Here is a 17,936-nt window from a genome sequence, read left to right as displayed (position 1 = left end):
GGGCGTTTGGCATGCAAGAACACGGTTACTCCCCCCCGCGCGTGATGCCGTGGTGCTTCATGACCTTCTGCACGAACGCTCTTCCCACGGCTGCGAGCTGCGCGGCTCGGGATACGTTCCCATCGGTTTGCCGGAGCGCCTCGATGAAATAAGCCTTCGTGTATTCCTCGACGAGCCTCTCGCGGCCGACGTGGTAGGGGACCTGGATGTCCACGTCGACACGCGTGGACGGCGCTCCGCCGCCGCTCTGCGCGACGCCGGCTGCGCCTGGCAACCCGAGCGAGAGCAGGAGCTCGACGCGGTTCCGGAGCTCGCGCACGTTGCCCGGCCACGGTGTCGACTTCATTTTCTCCAGAATGGCGTCGGGGAGCGGCGCGGGCGGGTTCGGTCGACTGCACCACTCCTTCTCGAAATGGCGGACGAGCAGCGGGATGTCCTCCACACGCTCGCGCAGAGGTGGCAGCCGCACGGGCAGCACGGCGAGGCGATAGTAGAGGTCTTCGCGGAAGCGCTCCTTGTCCACTTCGATCGCGAGGTCGCGGTTCGTCGCGGCGATGATGCGGACGTCGACTCGCCAGTCCTTCTCCGCGCCGAGCGGGCGGATCACGCGCGTCTCGAGCGCGCGGAGCAGCTTGGGCTGGAGTTCGAGCGGTAGCTCCCCGATTTCGTCGAGGAAGAGCGTGCCGCCGTCCGCCTCCTTGAATCGGCCCTTGCGAGAGCTCACGGCTCCCGTGAAGGCGCCGGAGACGTGCCCGAACAGCTCGCTCTCGATCAGGTTTGCCGGGACGGCCGAGCAATCGAAGACGACGAACGGTCGATCCTTTCGGGGGCTCCTTCCGTGGATCGCCGCGGCGGCTACTTCCTTCCCGGTGCCCGTCTCGCCTTCGAGCAGCACCGTCCCTTCCAAGACCGCGAACAGTTCGAGGAGCGCATAGACGCGCCGCATCACGATGCTCCGCCCGAGGAGGCCACCGAAATGGTCGTGCTCCGAGAGTGGCACGTCGATCTCGTCCTTGAGCATGCGGAGCCGCATGGCCGACGCGCCGAGCACGATCGTCGAGTCGGGCCTTGCATAGGCGTCCTTGATCCGCACATCGTCGACGTAGGTGCCATTGCGGCTCTTCATGTCGAGGACGCGAATGGCGTCCCCTTCGATCCGCAGGCAGACGTGGACGTGGCTGACGGTTCGGTCGGGGATGACGAGGTGGCAATCGGTTCCGCTTCCGATGCGCGCCTCGGGCCCTTTGAGCTCGTACACCTTGCCGGCGAGCGGGCCACGAATGCACTCCACATGGATCTTGTGGGAGCGGAGGGACAGACCGGTCTCGGTTTCGACGGGCCAGGTTGACTTCGCACCTTCGCGCTTCATGCCCCGTCGGCTATCCGTTCAGCCACGCGAGTCGATACCACTTTGGTGGTATTGCGGCCACGCCGGTGGCGCGGCCCGTCGCGTCCACGTTGCGGCGGGGTCAGGGTTCTGACAGTCTCGTCCAGGCATGACCACCGACGAAGAATCCTGGGTGGGCCGTGTGCTCGACGTCCGATACAGCGTCGAGCGCGTCCTCGGCCAAGGAGGGATGGGGATCGTCCTCGCCGTGCGTGATACCGGGCACGACGAGCTGTTTGCCCTCAAGTTGCTCGTCGGGGAGCGGGCGGGAAGACTCGCGGCGGAGCAGCGGTTCCGGCGCGAGGCGGAGATCACGAGGCGAATCCGGTCGCCGTACGTCGCGGAGGTGCATCACGTGGGGCGCCTCGTCACCGGCGAGCTTTACATCCTCATGGAGTACCTCGACGGCAAGGACCTCGGCCAGGTGCTCGAGCGCCGCGGCGCGCTCCCGTTTCAGGAGGCGCTGCAATACGTCATCCAAGCCTGCGCCGGCCTCTCGATCGCGCACGCGCTCGGGGTCGTGCACCGCGACATCAAGCCCTCGAACCTCTTCCTGGCCCAGCGCCCGAACCAGCCACCGACCATCAAGCTCATCGATTTCGGGATCTCGAAAGCCGGGGAGGGGGAGCTCGAGCTCACCCGCACGAACGCGTTCCTCGGGTCGCCGCTCTACATGTCGCCGGAACAATTGACGGCCGCCAAGCGTGTCGACGCGCGCAGCGATCTGTTTTCGCTCGGCGCCGTGTTTTATCAGCTCCTCACCGGGGTCGCGCCCTTCGCGGCGGACAACGTGACCGAGATCGGCCATCGCATCCTGCACGCGACGCCGGAGCCGCCGACCCGCCTGCGGCCGGAGCTTCCCTATCAGATCGACGCGGTGATCACGAAGTGCCTCGCCAAACTTCCGGACGCTCGTTTTCAAAACGCCACCGAGCTGTCGAATGCGCTGGAGGCGCTCCGACACCCGGCGGAGGTCGCGCTCGAGCTTTATCTGGATCCCGGGGAAGGGGAGGAGGCGACGACGTCGGAGAGGATGCCCACGTGCTCGTTCACGTCCGACGGCGCGAAGTCCGCGGATGGATCGACGCAGAAGGTCCTCGACCGGCAGCGCGCCATCCTGGCGCGCGGATACACGGGAATGCCCCCGGCGGCTTCCCCAAGGCAGCCGGCGCGCACGCCCGCCCTGCCGGTGCCCGAGCCGGAGCCGCCGATGGTGATACCCTTCGGCGTGCCCATCCCCGAAAACTCGTCGTTCGTGGGGCGTGATCGGGAGCTCGCTGCGTTGCACGAGGCTCTCTTCGCCGCGAGCTCGCACGGGTACACGTCTGCCGTCGTGGTGGGCATCGCGGGGCCCGCGGGGATCGGGAAGACCGAGCTCGCGGCCGCGTATGCCCGGCGTCATCGCGATTCCTACCCCGGCGGTGTGTTCTGGTTCGATGGGATCGCGGATATCGATGCGCAGATCGAGCGGCACATCGGCGCGCCCAACCCGGGCGCTCATCGCCGGCCCGACTCCTTCGAGGACTCGACATCGCCGCTCTCGCGCGTCGTTCGAGGACGCCCGCGCAGCCTCCTCATCATCGAGACGACGGTCGAGCGCGAATACACGGTTCGGCGCTGGTTCGACATGAATTTGCCACGCCTCGGGAGGCGGGAGGAGATCACGCGCCACCATATCATCCACGTAGCCCGACTGCCGCAATGGCGCACCCATCGCACGCATTGGCTCGGCCCGCTCGACGAGGCGAACGCCGCCGAGGTGCTCCTTCGTTCGGCCGGTCTGCTCGAACCCTCGTCCGAGATCCGCGCCGCAGCCGAGGCCGTCACGCGCGCGTTCGAGGGAATGCCAGCCCCGGCGCATGTCGCGGGCCGTGTGCTCGCGGCACGCTTTACGGGCGATGGGCGAGGCTCCCTGGCGGCGTTGGCCGGGCGGATGCCAGCGGAAGGTTCCGTCGCGAGGCCCCACGAGCTCGCGCTTCGGGCCTTGCTCGCATTCGTGGTCGAGGGATTGTCGCCGAATGCGCGGGACCTCCTCCGAGCGGCCGCGGGCTTCGCGGAAGAGCCTCTCTCCCTCCGCGCCTTCGGGCGCCTCCTGGACATGCCTGTCGGGGACATGGCCCAGGTTTTGGCGGAGCTCGATCGATATGGTCTCGTGTCTCCCCGATCGACACCGGAAGCGACCAGCCTTCGTCCGGGAATCGCGGGGAACGCCGCGCGCGTGGTGCTCGGGGTCGAGCCTGTGTGGGTCGCGGAGTGCCTCGGCCGCGTCACGACCTGGCTATCGAAGATGCCCATGCTTTACCGGGAGATCGAGGAGCGGGGCGTCGCCGCCGGCGTCGCCGAGGTCCGACGACTCGCGCAAGTGGGCGCTGCCGCTACGCCGAGGTTCCTCGCCGAGCTGTCGCAGACGCTGGAGACCGAAGCGCCTCGCCTCGTGGACAAACCCGACACGGATCGATTTGGAAGACCTCTCGGGCAAACCACCCAAGCCACGAAGGGCGCGCTCGCTCCATACCCGCGCTTCCTCGCGCAAGTACGGGACGCGGCCCACGAGCTCGGGTGTGGTGCCGTCCTCGAACGCGTGGAGGCGGCGCTGCGCGAGGCGAACGTGCCCTGGCTGCGGAGGCGGACGTATCAGCAGCAAGCGAAGCCGAAGGTGCTCGGCATTCACGATGCCACGGTGACGGCCGTGGCCGTGTCGGACGACGGAAGGCGGGCGGTCTCGGGCGCGGCGGATGGCTCGCTTTACGCGTACGACGTCGAGACGAGGCGCCTGCTCGCGGAGCTTCGCGGCCGGTCGGCGCCTCTGCGTCGCCTCGCCATTTCGGCGGATGGGAAGATCGCCCTCTCGGCCGCGGAGGATGGCGCGTTCGAGGTATGGGATCTCGACGAGCTTCGCCTTTGGTGCATGCTCGAAGGGCACTCCGCGCCCGTGTATGCCCTGGCGATCTCCGCGGACGGGCGCCGCGCCGTTTCCGCGGCCGAGGACGGATTCATTTGCGCCTGGGATACACGGAGCGGGCGGCCCTTGCGGTCCTTGTCCCCTCATGCCGGGCTCGCGGGGTGGCCGATGTCCGTCGCGGCGCTGGCATTCTCCGAGGACGGCCTGGTGAGGGTCGCCTCGCCGCGCGGGACGATATGGCTCTTCGACGTGGATTCCGGCGCCGTCGTTCGATCCATCGGTCTCCACGAATCACCGCTCGGTTTTTCACGTACACCTTCGCGGACGCTCGTACACGCAAAAGGGCCCTTCGGCGGGCTGCGATTCAGGGACGTGGAGAGCGGCGCGGTCGTATGCGAGGTCGGAGCCACGCCGGTGATGGATCCCGCGCCCGTAGCCGCCGGAGGCACGCATTGTGTCGTCGCCCAGAAGGACGCCGTGGCGAGGGTCTACAGCCTCGAAACGGGAGAGCTTCGGCGGAAGCTCCTGCGCCATCGGCCCGAAGGGACGCCGTATCTCCATCAATATTATGGCACGACGGGCCATACCGGGCGTGTCACGGCGGTCGCGGCGAGCCTCGATGGGAGGACGGTGGTCACCGGGGGAGCCGATAACATGGTGCTCGCCTGGGATGTCGAGCATGGTCCGGTGGCCCGGTACGATCAGCGCCAGGGTCCGGCGGCCCCGAGCGAGGAAGAGCTCAGCTTCGTCCACATGACGCCGGACGGAGCGCTTGCCATGACGACGTCCGGGAAGGAGATCATCGTGTGGGACGTGAAGACGGGCGAGCCCACACGGACGCTGCGGTTGCCCGACGGCGCAAAGCGCCCGTACGACTTCTTCACGGCCGCAGGAGGGATCATGTGCGCTGTCGCCGAGGGCGAGGTGCACGTGCTCGATGTGGCGAGAGGGGCGCTCGTGCGCACGTTCGAGGTGCCGTCCGGGCATGGCCCGCCGGTGTCGATTTCGGAAGACGGCCGTCGCGCGCTGGTCCTACGAAAGGAGGGCCCGCGCGCGACGTGTCTCTTCTGGGACCTGGAAGCTGCGCAGGTCGTCCGCATCGACCGCGACTCCGGGAAGGGATGGGTGACCTTCGTCGACCCGGATCACGTGCTCGTCCGTCGAGGCGCGGCGCTCGAGCTCGTGGATTTCTCGACGGGCGCCGTTGTCCAGCAGCTCGACGGGAGCGTCGAACCCACAGCGAGGGTCGTCGCCGTGTGCTCCGGTCGTCGTGTATGGTTCGGCTCGCGGCAAGGGGGGGCGGTGCTCGTCGACATGAATCGAGGCTCGATTGCGAGATCGATCTCGAAGGCGACGCACCCCTTGCGGGGCAACGTCGTCGCGGCGAGCCCCAATGGCCGCTTCGTGGCGACGCTGGGGACCCACCTCCAGGTCTGGAATGCCGAATCCGTCCGCCTGGAAGCGGAGCTTTTGCTCCCGTTCAGGGTCCACGATCGCTGGCACTGCGCTGCCATGACGCCCGACGGTCGGACCATCATTCTCGCGAGCATCGGCCGAGGGGATCTCGAAAAATACCCGATCCCACCTCCGCAAGCCGTGGGAACCATCGAGATCGACGTCTTTCTTCTGTCACGCGTGCATTTCATCCATCTTGAGGCGTGACCTTCATTGATTCCTGTCGTGACGGTGCCACGTCAGGAAGATCGGGATCGGGAATGCGACCAGGATCATGCGGCCGTCGCGCGAGACGGAGAGCGGTATCTCTTCGCTGCGGGAGACATAACCTACCTCGACGGGAGCCACGGAGACGATTTGTCCCGAGACGCGCTCCCAGATGAGCACGCAACCCTCCGCGATCACGAGGAGGAAGCCGCCGTCTCCCGTCAAGGCCAGCGATTGCAATTCGTCGGGCAGCTCGAGAAGGACACGGCCGTGGACCCGGGGTGCGAGCTCCCAGGCGACGAGTTGGTCGGGCAGCGTGGAAATGGCGCTCCGGCCATCCCCGGAGACGACGAGCCTCGCCTCGTCGTGCAGGGCGTGAAATGGCATGACGGGCATCGTCGGTTGCAGCGCGCTGGGATCTACGTGGGTATGAAGTTCGTACCTCTCCTTCGCCACATCCCAGACGCAAAGCCTACGGTCGTCCATGAGCACGAAGACGCGTTGCCCGTCGTTCGAGAGGGCGATCCTCGAGGCTCGCGCGCGGGGAGAGGGGCTCAAGGTGGCCTTCTCGATCCGCGTTTGCCGCGGGGGCGTAGGCTTGCGGAGATCGTAATGCGAGACCGTGGCGTCCGATCCCAGGATCGCGAGGTATCGCCCGTCGGGCGTGAGGGCGACCTGGCCTTGGTTTTTCGTCACCACGCCGAGCGAGGCGCCGTCCGTCAGGTCGAAGAGCTCGATGCCGTGATTCGTCTGCCCCGCGAGCACGAGGCCTTCCGGGGCGATCACGGGCGCGCGGTGGAAGGTGGCATCGAGCGATCGCTCCTCGACTGTTTCCCCGCGCGCGGCGTCCCAAATCGCCACGTGTCCGCCCTGCGCCGCGGTGATCGCGTGGCAACCGTCCAGGCAAAAGGCCGCAGCGTTCCAGTCCCCGGCTCTGTCCCGCGCGCCAGATCGCGTTCCCGCCTGCGTGCGGAGCTGGAAGTGCGGCTCGGCGCGCTCCTCGAGCCGGCGTTGCGCCTGCACGCAAAGCTCGGTCAGCTTGCCTTCCGTCCGGGGGGGCAGGGCGTCTGCGAGCGCGATCTGCTGCAGGAAGAGCGTGCGCGTGCGTGTCGCGTCGCGGCGCCTTTCCGCGATGCGCCGGAGGAGGTCGACGATCGGGCGGCTCGCGGAAGAGTGCACGTATCCGAGGTTGTTACGCGTATGAAGCCAGCCGACCGCATCGGCGTTCTCGAGGACCGCCTGCACCCCGCGCACGTGGACCGCTTCCTCGAGCCAATCGAGATCGGCCAGTCGCGATGAGAGGCGCTCGTCACACGCAGTGACGAACGCCTCGACGTCGAGCACCGTGGCCTTGACGAGCTCGGCGATTCGAGGGTGAAGCGAGACCCTTCCATCCGTTCGCTCCTCGAGCAGCTTTCGCCGGAGCAGCAAGGAGACGCCTGTCGCGAGGCGATCCGCGTCGTCGCCGTCCTCGCTCAGCAGGGCCTGGATGGGCGCCATCGAGACCGCCATTCGTGCCGGCAAGAGCGAGAGGAGCCGGAGGACGCGCCGGGCATCCTCGCTCGCGAGGGCGTCCCACGCGAGCCGGAAAGCGCCGGCCATTGCGATCTGGGGCGATTCCGTGTCGTCCTGGGTCGAGAAAAAGGACAAGATGTCGCGGAGGGGTCGGTCCGGGGCCTCGTCGAGCGTCGCCGCCACGAGGCGGAGCGCGAGCGGGATTCCCTGGGTCGCATCGACGAGCGCCCTCGCGCCGTGGGGATCACGATCCACGCAAGGCCCGAGCAATGCAAAGGCGTCGCGCCGCTGCAGGGGACCGATGTCGACCGTGGTGGAGGAGAGCGCGAGATCATACCCATCCGTGGTGAAAAGCGCCTTGCCGGCCCCGGCTATCTGCGCGGGGCTCTTCGACGGCAAGGCCCCGCCGATGGATACGAAGAGCCCGATGGGCGGCTCCGAGCGTTGCTGCTGCTGCATTGCGTGCCTCATTCTGCGGCGCACGTCGCGGGCGCCCCACGGCGCGGGGGCGCGTGGGGAGAGCGCGTCCCACGGGTTCGTGTCCCAGCGGCGTCCTCCGAGCTTGCCTTCGTGCACCGCCCCGATCACGCCTTGGTATGCCTCGCGGTAGCGGTAGGCATACTCCATCACGAGCGCCGTCGTCCCCATGCCCCCGCCACCCGCGTCGCGCGCGGCGCGCACGACGACGACGTTGCTGCGCTGGAGGGCCGCGTGGATCTCCGCGAGCTCGGATGCGCGGCCGATGAACCGATCGTCGCGCCGGAACGGTAGAGAAAATGGGTGCGCCGCCATGGCGCCTTGGATGGTATCACGTGCAAGGTCGCCCACACCAGAGATCGCATGCCTTCGGGGACGAGTCCCAGGCGCCGCAGCCTCCCTTCCGTGCTATCTAACGAAGGCCATGACATTCGTCCCTCTCGTGGGCATCGATGCCATCATCGCCAAGCTGAACGCGCCGGCGGAGCGCGCGCTCGCCACGGAAGAGCTCGCACAACTGGGGCCGTCCACGATTCCGTATCTCGTGGAGGCGGCCCGAGGGACCTGGAAGAACGCCTGGGGTGTGCCCTGCGAGAATGACCTTCAGATTCGTACGGGCGCGGTGATCGCTCTCAGCCGAATGGGGGCGGCGGCCTCGGAGGCATTGCCCGTGCTCGAGGCTCTCGTTGCATTCGCTCCGCTGCGCCGCGAGCTGGTGCAGGCCTTCGCGGCGATAAAAGAGGGGAGCCGTCGAGCCGAGGTCGTGGAGTCATGCACCGCGGCGCTCGTGCAATTGCAGAAGGACCCGGATCCCGAGGTGCGGTGCGCGGCCGAGCGTGCCCTCCGTGGGCCGGGGCCGCGGGATCGATGACGGCCCGGAGCGTTCAGGGGCGGATCGCGCGCAGCGCAGGTATCTCACCGGGTGCTGCGGCAGCCATCGCGTCGATCAGCGCACGTGGCTCGCCGTAGCCAGCGGCGCCCGTTTTGCGGACCTGGTCAATTCTGCTGATCGACCATAACAACGAGGTCAGCACGGGGATCGGCAAGCGGCTCACCATCGCCACGGGAGTCGGCGTGAGGGTGTTGCCGAGCAGGCGTACCAGGCGAAACCCTTCGTCCATGGCGCGTGCCAGGCGCGTCGCTTCGCTCCACGACACGCCCGCGCGGCGCGCATGCGCCGTGGCGCTGGCGATCATCACGGGCACGACCAGGGCCGCGTGGGTCCGCAGCCAGCTCTCCATGTCCGCGTGAACGACAGCGGGAATGCCGGCGTCCGTGAATACCTTGGCCCAGGCCGCATCCGTCACCGTGGTCAGGAGGCCTCGCGTGACGATCTCGGACCCGAGCTTGCCGTCGTCGAGGGTCGCCAGGATCGCGGGGAAGCCAAACGCGAAACGCGACGGGCCCACGGCATCGCGGAGACGGCCGAGCGGCTCGAAGGTATTGAACATGAACATCACGGTTTTCGCCGCGCTGGATGCGAGCGCCGGCAGCACCACGTCCACCTGCGAGACGAGGACCGTCACGAGCACCAGATCCCATTCCGTGGTCGTGTCGAGCGTCGCGTTGACGCTGACCGCGGCGCGCTCCCCCGCAACGGTCACGATGGCCCGGTCCCGCTGCAATTGCTCGAGGCGCTTGCCACGCGCGACCACGGTCACCTCGTGCCCCGCTCGCGCGAGCTCGAATGCGAACGTGCTGCCGATTCCACCAGGCCCCAGGACGGCGATTTTCATGCCCGGGACATTACCACGGCCGAAGCAGAGTGCTTGCCGCCGTTGCGCCGGGGCGCTGCCCCGGACCCCGCGGGGGCTGTCCGCCCCTCGACCCGGACCAGGCACGGCCTGGACCGAAGGTGGAAGAACTGCGCATCGCGCAGTTCTTCCAACGGGCCGGTGGCAAGACCGTCGAGGTAAGTTTCACGCTGGCGACGGGGAAAACCGTGCCGATTGAAATGGCCGGCGCTGCCGCCTTGGCCGGCAGGGTCGCTCGCGGTCTTGACTCGGCCTCTTCGATGAACTGCGCATCGCGCAGTTCATCGACCCCGGGTCCAGCGCTTGCGCTGGTCCGGGTCGAGGGGCGGACAGCCCCCGCGGGGTCTGGGGCAGAGCCCCAGCGAGGCGCCAAGCCCGTGGAAGGCCCCACGGCTTTCTATTTCCGTCCGTCGGAGAATAACCCTCGCCGCTCGTTCGTGCGGCCGCAAAATTGGTCCGGCGGATGCGCGGGCCGTGTATCCTTCGATCGTGCGCGACCGGGCCGATCAACACTTCGCAAGCCTGCTCGAGGGAACGTCGATCGCGTCGGACATGGGTTCCGGTGTGTCGTACCGGATCGAGCGTGTGATTGGGGATGGCGGCATGTCGCTCGCGTTTTTCGCGCTGCGTATCGCCCCCGACGGTCAAACCCCGGTCGTCCTCAAGATCCTTCGACCCCAAATGATTCGCAGCACGGACCGGGCTGCCTTGCTTGCGGTCCGGAAAGAGGCCGTCGCCCTCGGCCGCCTGAACGAGCGATTGCCGCCCGCGCCCTTCGTCGTTCGCCTCGTGGATACTGGCACGCTGCACGCCCCGTACGGGACCGAGTCGCTCGCCGTTCCGTGGCTCGCCATCGAATACGTGCACGGCGGAGCCGAAGGGACCTCGCTGGAGGAGCGCATGGCCCGCGCTGTCGATCGGACGGGGTACGCATTCGATCCGGAGCGGGCTGCGCACGCGGTCGAGTGCCTCGCGCAAGGCCTCTCCGCCATTCACGAGGTCGGTGTGATCCACCGGGACATCAAGCCCGCCAACGTGCTTTGTTGCGGCTTCGGCGCCGAGGAGATCTTCAAGATCGCTGATTTTGGCATCGCTCGACCCACGGGAATGGCGGCCACGTTCGGCGCCATGCTCGTCGGCACGCCGGGGCACGCCGCTCCCGAGCAGCTCCTCGTGCGCACGGTGGGGCCGTACAGCGACGTGTTTTCCCTCGCCACGGTCGTTTATTATCTCCTCACGGGCGAGGATTATTTTCAGTTCGAGTACCCGTCCGAATACACGGCCGTCGTGAAGGGGGCCGCGCGGAGGCGGCTCGCGGAGGCGGGGTGGCTCCATCCGGACCTCCGCGCGCGCCCCGATGCGTGCGCCGCCATCGACGCCGCGCTCGCCCGCGCGACGGCTTTTGAGGAGCAGGAGCGGCCCTCGAATCCGCGCCTGCTCGCGCAGATGGTCGCCCCTTCGCTCCGGCATGGAGGACCGATTTCACGCTCGGCGAAGCGACGGCAGAGGAGCCTGCTCCAGGACCTCGCGCCCCAGGAGATCCGCGTCTTCTCGACGAGGCGCGCTCCCGACGAGGAGCGCGTCGTCCGTGCGGTCGCGTGGGACGGCGACGGGCGATGCCTGGCCGTCACTTCGGAGGGGCTCGCTTTCTGGGATGGATTCGATTTCCGCGCCCTGGCTGCGCCCGAGCCGCTGTCGCCAAAGGGGATCCATTTCGTGCTGCGGCTCGACGCGGGGAGGTGGCTCGTCGGCGGCGACGGCGCCACGGCCGCGCTTTGCACGAGCGCCGGGGCCTCGAAGCTGCTCGTCGGGCCGGATCCCGAGGTGCGGTTCGTCCTGGCGAGCGGCGACGTCGACGACCTCGCGGTGCTCGTGGGCATGCGCAAGGACGAACCGCCCACGTTGCATGGCCTCGCCGGGGGTCGATGGTTGAAGCCGGCCTCGCTGAGCCGCGCCGCTTCGGTCACGTCGATTTCGAGGCTCGACGACCGCCGCTGGCTCGTCACCGGGCGGACGCTCGACCGCGACGGATTCGCCGCCATTTATGATCCGCTCGCCTGGGAAGTACGTCGCGTCAAGGCGCCCTCGTGCCGCGCTTATCTGGCCTCCGCGACGCGCAGCGACGCCGCGCTCGGCATCATCGTCGGGGCCGGCGGCAATGCCGTGCGATTCGAGGGACGGCGGAGCACGCCGAGCCAGATCGAGGGCGGCCCGGACCTCTCCGCGGCGGCCATCGACGAGGCGGGGCGCGTGTGGGTCGGAAGCGCCGGCGCATTGTGGGTGCAGCCCCCGGGGGACGCGCAATGGAATTGCGCGCATCGCGCGGGGTGGGAGACGCCATTCATCAGCATCTTCGCCCACTCCGGCCGGGTCATGGCCATGAGCGCCGACGGCGGCATCCTCGAAGGCCGACCCGCTTTTGATTGAAGAGCGCCCTGGACGCACGCGAGCTTCCATACGCATGTAGGGCAGAAATCTTGCCTACTTGTCCAGCGTGAGTGTATTGTAGCGATCGCGATTTCTCGACGAGGAGAGGAGCACCGTGGTGACGACGCCCTTCGAGCCGGAGGTTCATTCGGAGCGCACGGCGCATCTCCTGACGTTTTCGCCAGGCATCGTGATCGCTGGCAAGTTCGCCTTGCAGCGCATGATCGCGTCGGGGTCGATGGGCACCGTGTTCGAGGCCCGGGACACGTTCGTCGAGCGGAACGTCGCGGTGAAGCTCATGCACCCGCACCTGGCGAGTGATCCACAGCTCGTCGCCAGGTTCCGTCGCGAGGCGCAGGCCGCTGCGCGGATCCAGCATCCGAACGTCGTGACCGTCCTCGAGGTGGGCAAGCGGCGGGATGGCACGTTTTACATCGTCCACGAGCTGCTCACGGGGCGCACGCTGCGCCATGTCCTCGAGACGAACCCCCGCCGCGCCGTCGGCGAGGTCCTCTCGATCGCGCTGCCGCTCATGGGCGGGCTCGCCGCCGCGCACGCGTGTGGCATCGTCCACCGGGACATCAAGCCGGAGAACATCATCCTCTCCGTGACGCCCTCGGGCGAGCTCGTCCCCAAGATCGTCGATTTCGGCATCGCGAAGATGTCGCAGGAGAGCAGCAGGAAGGGGCTCACGCACTTCGGCATGATCATGGGCACGCCCCATTACATGGCGCCCGAGCAAGCGATCGGCGGTGCGGTGGACATGCGCACGGACATCTGGGCCATGGGGGTCTTGTTCTTCGAGATGCTCGCGGGTGTGCCGCCCTTCGACGGGGAGAGCCCGGAGGAGGTCCTGCGGAAGGTCGTCGCAGAGAAGCCTCCGCGTCTTGCATCCCTCGCGCCCGAGGCCGCGCCGTTCGCCGAGGTCATTCATCGGGCGCTCGCGAAGAACGCGGCCGATCGTCCGCCGACGATCGAGATCTTCACCGAAGCGCTCCTCGACGCGAGCCAGGGTCGGCATCGTCCGCTGTTCGTGAGCGCAATCGAGACGACGGATCAAATCACGTTGAGGATCTCGCCGAACTTGCCTCCGCTGTCGGCGCTGGAACGGGAGGCGGCGTTGCCGCCGGTCGTCGAGGAGGAGCCGGAGCCCCCCACGTTGCGGCTCTCGATGACCGCGCTCGAGGCCCCGACGGCGCAGGCGCGCGCAAGCCTCGGGCAATCGGAGATGGAGTGGCGCGCGGCCGACACGATCACCGTGCCCTACGAGGCCGATCGGGCCGCGGAGGCGGAGAGATCGCTCAGCGTCAACGCGCTCCGCGACGCGATCGAGCGCGCGCGTATGGCGATGTCCGCCCGCGGCGTGAGCGACGATCTGTGCGCCCGGATGTCGCTCGTGCAGGCGATCGCGCAATGCTGGCTCGGGGAGTACGAGAGCGCCGCGAATGCCGCGCACCAGGCCTTCGAGCACTTCGAGCGCGGGACGACCGGCTGGCACGCGGCCCTCGGCCACATGGTCATCGCCAACGGCCACCTCGGGCGCAAGACGGTGATGAGCGTGTCGGCGAAGGAGCTGATGGAGCTCGACCAGCGTGACGGCGTGACGAACCCGGCGCACCTCGTTTCGTACTGTCGCCTCGTGGTCTTCGCGGTGCGCCTCGGGCAGGTGCGGCTCGCGGAGCGATTGCTCGAGCGGGCCCAGCGGCACGCGGTACGCCCGGGGGACGTGGGGCCGTTCGTCGCGGCGTGGCTGGACGTCGCGCGCGGGGAGCTGTCGCTGCATCGGGGCGACTTGACGGCGTACCTCCAGCGTGTGCAATCGGCGGCGGAGCTGTTCACGAGCGCGAGCGACATTCGCAACTCGTGCTTGCAGCGATCGAACGTGGGCAATGCGCTGCTCCAGCTCGGCGCGTACGAGCAGGCCGTGGTGGCCTTGACGGAGAGCATCGGTGTCGCGGAGCCGATGCAGCTCGCGCTCGTCGCGACCGCCAAGGCGAACCTCGGGCTCGCGCTGTCGTACGTCGGGGGGCTCGACGACGGGATCGCGAGGGCAAACGAGGCGCTCGGGCAGTTCCGGAGGCAGCGGAACGTGCGCGGCGAGGCGATCACGCTCGTGTATCTGTCGCGCATGCACGTGGTGCTGAAGCGGCTCGGGGAGGCGGCGAGCATGGCGGAGGACGCGGCGCGGCTCGCGGAGGGGATCCCGGGCGTGCGAGCGTATGCGCTCGCCATGCAAGCGAGCATCGAGCTCGCGAACCGGCGCGCGCCGGAGGCGCTCGATCGAGCGGGCGAGGCGATGGAGATCCTGGAGGGGCTCTCCGGGGTCGAAGAGGGGGAGTCGCTGATCCGGCTGGTGCACGCGGCCTCGCTGCGGGCAGCGGGGCGAAAGGCGGACGCCAAGCGTCGCATCGACGAGGCTCAGGCCGGGCTCCTGGCGAAGGCGGATCGAATCGGCGACGAGCGATGGCGGTGCGTGTTCCTGAGGAACGAGCCGGACAACGCGCAGCTTATGAGCCTGGCGAAGAAGCTGCTCGGCAGCTGAGGGGCCACGCCGGCCCCGATAGGTGCTTCCGGGGTACGTCGACGTACCCCCGGCGGGCATCGGCATGCCCCTTCGCGGACGTCGGGTGCGCCCTGTCAAACCTCGGTCGTTCTCCTCGTAGCCTGACGGGTATTTCTTGACGCCGCCGCCAAACTCCGCGCCTATGGGGGCGCAATTTACGATTCCCCCCTTTCTTTCGAAGAGGTGAATGGTGAGGAGAAACAGAAGGCTCGATTCTTCGTTGACGAGGTTCCTGGCGTCGATGGCGACGGTGGTGATGCTCACTGCCGGTCTCGCGCCCCTCTCCGGTTGCTCCGGCGAGGACCCGGAAGGTGCCGGAGGCCGGGGGGGCGCCGGCGGCGGGAACAACCAAGGCGGCGGCGGGAACAACCAAGGCGGCGGCGGGAACAACCAAGGCGGCGGCGGGAGCGGTGGCCAGGGCGGCAGCAACAACACGTGCTCGTCGCCCGAGGACTGCCCAGGGACCGACACCGACTGCGCGACCCGTACCTGCGACGACGGCGTCTGCGGCGTCTCCTACGCGCCCCAAGGCACGGCGACGACCGATCAGTCGTCTGGCGACTGCAAGCAGAGCGTGTGCGACGGCATGGGAGAGGTGACGAGCGTCGAGGACACGGCCGACGTGCTCGACGACGCGAACCCCTGCACCGAGGACACCTGCGAGGGCGACGCGCCCAAGAACACGAACCTCCCGCCGGGCACGGCCTGCGACGTCAACGACGGCAAGGTGTGCAACGGCGAGGGCGCGTGCGTCGAGTGCATCGAGGCGGCCCACTGCGAGAGCAAGATCTGCACGTCGAACGCGTGCGTGCCGGCCTCGTGCATGGACCAGGTGATGAACGGGAGCGAGACCGACATCGACTGCGGCGGCCCGGATTGCACGCCCTGCGACGACACGCGTGCCTGCCTCGAGGCGTCGGACTGCAAGAGCGGCGTGTGCACGGGCAATGCCTGCGCGGCGCCGGCCTGTGACGACACCGTGAAAAACGGCGAGGAGACCGACGCCGATTGCGGCGGTCCGACCTGCTCACCCTGCGGCCCCGAGAAGGGCTGCACCGTCGACGGCGACTGCGTGGGCGGCACCTGTTCGGGCTCGATCTGCGTGCCGACCTGCACCGACGGCGTGAAGAACGCGAACGAGACCGACGCGGACTGCGGCGGCCCGCTCTGCGGCAAATGCGAGGATACGAAGACTTGCTCGGTCGACGCGGACTGCGTGAGCGACGTCTGCGTGGGCGGCGTCTGCGCCGCGCCGACGTGCAGCGACGGCAAGCAGAACGGCGGCGAGACCGCGAAGGACTGCGGCGGCCCGTGCGGTCCCTGCGGCGACGGCCTCGCGTGCGCCGACAACGACGACTGCACGAGCAGCGTCTGCATCGGCAACGTTTGCCAGTCGCCCTCGTGCGGCGACGGCGTGGTGAACGGCACCGAGATGTGCGACGACGGCAACCAGGACAATACCGACGCCTGCCCGTCGACGTGCAAGGTGGCGACCTGCGGCGATACCTTCGTGCTGGCCGGCGTCGAGCAGTGCGACGACGGCAACCAGGACAATACCGACGGGTGCGTCGCGGGCTGCAAGGTGGCGACCTGCGGCGACGGCTACAAGCAGGCGGGCACCGAGCAGTGCGACGACGGCAATACCGTCGCCGGCGACTGCTGCGCCACGAGCTGCACGGTCGAGGCCGGCTGCGAGCTCGAGCCGAACAACACCTGCGCAGCGGCGCCTGCGCCGGTCGCGGCCCCGACAACGGTCAAGGGCTCGATCACGCCGGCCGGGGATCAGGACTTCTTCGCCTTCACCGTGCCCGCGACGGCGGATCTCAAGATCGAGACCTTCGACGGCACGCCGGGCACCTGCGTCAGCGTCGACACGGTCATCGAGTTCCGCGGCTCGAACTGCACCACGGTGCTCGATTTCGACGACGAGAGCGGCGTCAATAGCTGCTCGAAGCTCGACTCGACCGTCGACACGCCTCTGCGGCGCGTCGCCCCGGGCACGTACTACGTGCGCGTCGAGGACTACCAGAACAACGGTACGATCCCGAATTATCTCCTGCAGATCTCGTTCAACGCGCTCTGCGGCGACGGCCAGAAGCAGGGCTCGGAGCAGTGCGACGACGGCAACGTGGCAGGCGGCGACGGCTGCGCCTCGAACTGCATGATCGAGGCGAAACCCGAGGTGGAGCCGAACGACACCTGCGCCGCGGCGACCGGCCCGTTCCCGGTGCCCACGGACGCGACCGGCCTGCTCCTCACCGGCGCGATCACGCCGATCGGCGACGACGACTGGTTCGCCTTCACGCTCCCGGCCGCGGCCGACGTGCACATCGAGACGTTCGACATGAACGGCCCGGGCACCTGCACGTCGTCGGTCGACACGGTGATCCAGCTCTACTCCGACTGCGCGACGGCGCTCGGCCCGGAGCAGGATCAGGGCGCGATCAGCAATTGCTCGAGGATCGACCCGAACATCAACACCTACGCGCGTCGGCTCCCCGCGGGGACGTACCGCGTGAAGGTGATCGACTACCAGGACAACAGCGTCATCACCGGCTACAAGCTGCAGGTGAAGATCACGGCGCTCTGCGGCAACGGCGTCAAGGAGGGCTCGGAGGAGTGCGACGGCGGCCCGAGCTGCACCGCGACCTGCGAGGTGCTCCGCGAGGTGGTCTGCAACGACGGCGTCGATGACGACAACGACGGGAGCACCGACTGCGCCGACACGGAATGCGCGTTCGGCTGCGGCCTCGCCACACCGTGCGACGCGGGCCAGAAGCTCGTGGTCTACAACTCGAAGGACACGCCCCTGAGCATCCCGGACGTGGACAGTACGACGAGCACGATGAACGTGGCCGTCACGGGGACCGTGCAGCGCGCGGCGGTGCAGCTCAACGTGACGCACACCTGGATCGAGGACGTCGACGTCTCGCTCGCGTCGCCGGCCGGGCCGTCCATCGACCTGACCAGCGACAACGGCGAGGATTTTGACAACTACGTGAACACGGTCCTCGACGACACCTGCGCGGCGCCCATCACCTCCGGGGCGGCGCCGTTCACCGGGTGCTTCTCGCCCGAGGCGCCGCTCGCCACGTTCAACGGGCAGGCGTCCGCGGGGGCGTGGAAGCTCGGCATCGGCGACGACGAGGACTACATCGTGGGCACGCTGAACAACTGGTCGCTCGCGCTCTGCGTTGCGCCCTGACGCGCGGAACGCGCCCTCCATCATGAAGGCTGCGTGGCGCCCCG

8 protein-coding genes are annotated in these 17,936 nt (G+C 68.4%); 5 read left to right on the top strand and 3 right to left on the bottom strand.

Annotation, left to right across the window (positions count from 1 at the left end):
- Positions 1 to 25 precede the first annotated feature (25 nt).
- Positions 26 to 1,369 carry a sigma 54-interacting transcriptional regulator gene (locus tag KEG57_RS39100; RefSeq protein WP_272425244.1) on the bottom strand — a complete coding sequence of 448 codons (1,344 nt, stop codon included), beginning with the start codon at positions 1,367 to 1,369 and terminating at the stop codon, positions 26 to 28.
- Positions 1,370 to 1,496: 127 nt separating this feature from the next.
- Here KEG57_RS39100 and KEG57_RS39095 point away from each other — a divergent pair, with 127 nt between their 5' ends.
- Positions 1,497 to 5,951 carry a protein kinase domain-containing protein gene (locus KEG57_RS39095; protein WP_272459441.1) on the top strand — a complete coding sequence of 1,485 codons (4,455 nt, stop codon included), beginning with the start codon at positions 1,497 to 1,499 and terminating at the stop codon, positions 5,949 to 5,951.
- 3 nt (positions 5,952 to 5,954) lie between these two features.
- Here the strand turns inward: KEG57_RS39095 and KEG57_RS39090 are convergent, their stop codons facing one another.
- Complete coding sequence (locus tag KEG57_RS39090) at positions 5,955 to 8,258, bottom strand: WD40 repeat domain-containing protein (RefSeq protein WP_272425246.1); 2,304 nt, start codon at positions 8,256 to 8,258, stop codon at positions 5,955 to 5,957.
- Positions 8,259 to 8,367: 109 nt separating this feature from the next.
- Here KEG57_RS39090 and KEG57_RS39085 point away from each other — a divergent pair, with 109 nt between their 5' ends.
- Positions 8,368 to 8,814: a hypothetical protein gene (locus KEG57_RS39085; protein ID WP_272425247.1), complete on the top strand. Its 447-nt coding sequence runs from the start codon at positions 8,368 to 8,370 to the stop codon at positions 8,812 to 8,814.
- A 13-nt stretch (positions 8,815 to 8,827) separates the two neighbouring features.
- Here KEG57_RS39085 and KEG57_RS39080 read toward each other — a convergent pair whose 3' ends face one another.
- Positions 8,828 to 9,679, bottom strand: a complete 852-nt coding sequence (locus KEG57_RS39080; protein ID WP_272425248.1) for a ketopantoate reductase family protein — start codon at positions 9,677 to 9,679, stop codon at positions 8,828 to 8,830.
- Positions 9,680 to 10,171: 492 nt separating this feature from the next.
- Here KEG57_RS39080 and KEG57_RS39075 point away from each other — a divergent pair, with 492 nt between their 5' ends.
- The 3 genes from KEG57_RS39075 (at position 10,172) to KEG57_RS39065 (ending at position 17,892) form a co-directional block, all read left to right on the top strand.
- Positions 10,172 to 12,124 (top strand): protein kinase domain-containing protein, encoded by a 1,953-nt coding sequence (locus tag KEG57_RS39075; RefSeq protein WP_272459440.1) that lies wholly within the window; start codon positions 10,172 to 10,174, stop codon positions 12,122 to 12,124.
- 115 nt (positions 12,125 to 12,239) lie between these two features.
- Positions 12,240 to 14,666 (top strand): serine/threonine-protein kinase, encoded by a 2,427-nt coding sequence (locus KEG57_RS39070; RefSeq protein ID WP_272459439.1) that lies wholly within the window; start codon positions 12,240 to 12,242, stop codon positions 14,664 to 14,666.
- Positions 14,667 to 14,907: 241 nt separating this feature from the next.
- Entirely contained in the window at positions 14,908 to 17,892 is a 2,985-nt protein-coding gene (locus KEG57_RS39065; protein WP_272425251.1) for a pre-peptidase C-terminal domain-containing protein, read from the top strand.
- Positions 17,893 to 17,936 lie beyond the last annotated feature (44 nt).

The sequence above is a fragment of the Polyangium jinanense genome (assembly GCF_028435365.1).
This window is presented reverse-complemented; position numbering and strand designations above follow the sequence as displayed.

Coding starts and splice junctions, on each gene's coding strand:
- KEG57_RS39090 (WP_272425246.1), bottom strand. CDS start 8,258: ATGGCGGCGCACCCATTTTCTCTACCGTTCCGGCGCGACGATCGGTTC.
- KEG57_RS39080 (WP_272425248.1), bottom strand. CDS start 9,679: ATGAAAATCGCCGTCCTGGGGCCTGGTGGAATCGGCAGCACGTTCGCA.
- KEG57_RS39085 (WP_272425247.1), top strand. CDS start 8,368: ATGACATTCGTCCCTCTCGTGGGCATCGATGCCATCATCGCCAAGCTG.
- KEG57_RS39095 (WP_272459441.1), top strand. CDS start 1,497: ATGACCACCGACGAAGAATCCTGGGTGGGCCGTGTGCTCGACGTCCGA.
- KEG57_RS39100 (WP_272425244.1), bottom strand. CDS start 1,369: ATGAAGCGCGAAGGTGCGAAGTCAACCTGGCCCGTCGAAACCGAGACC.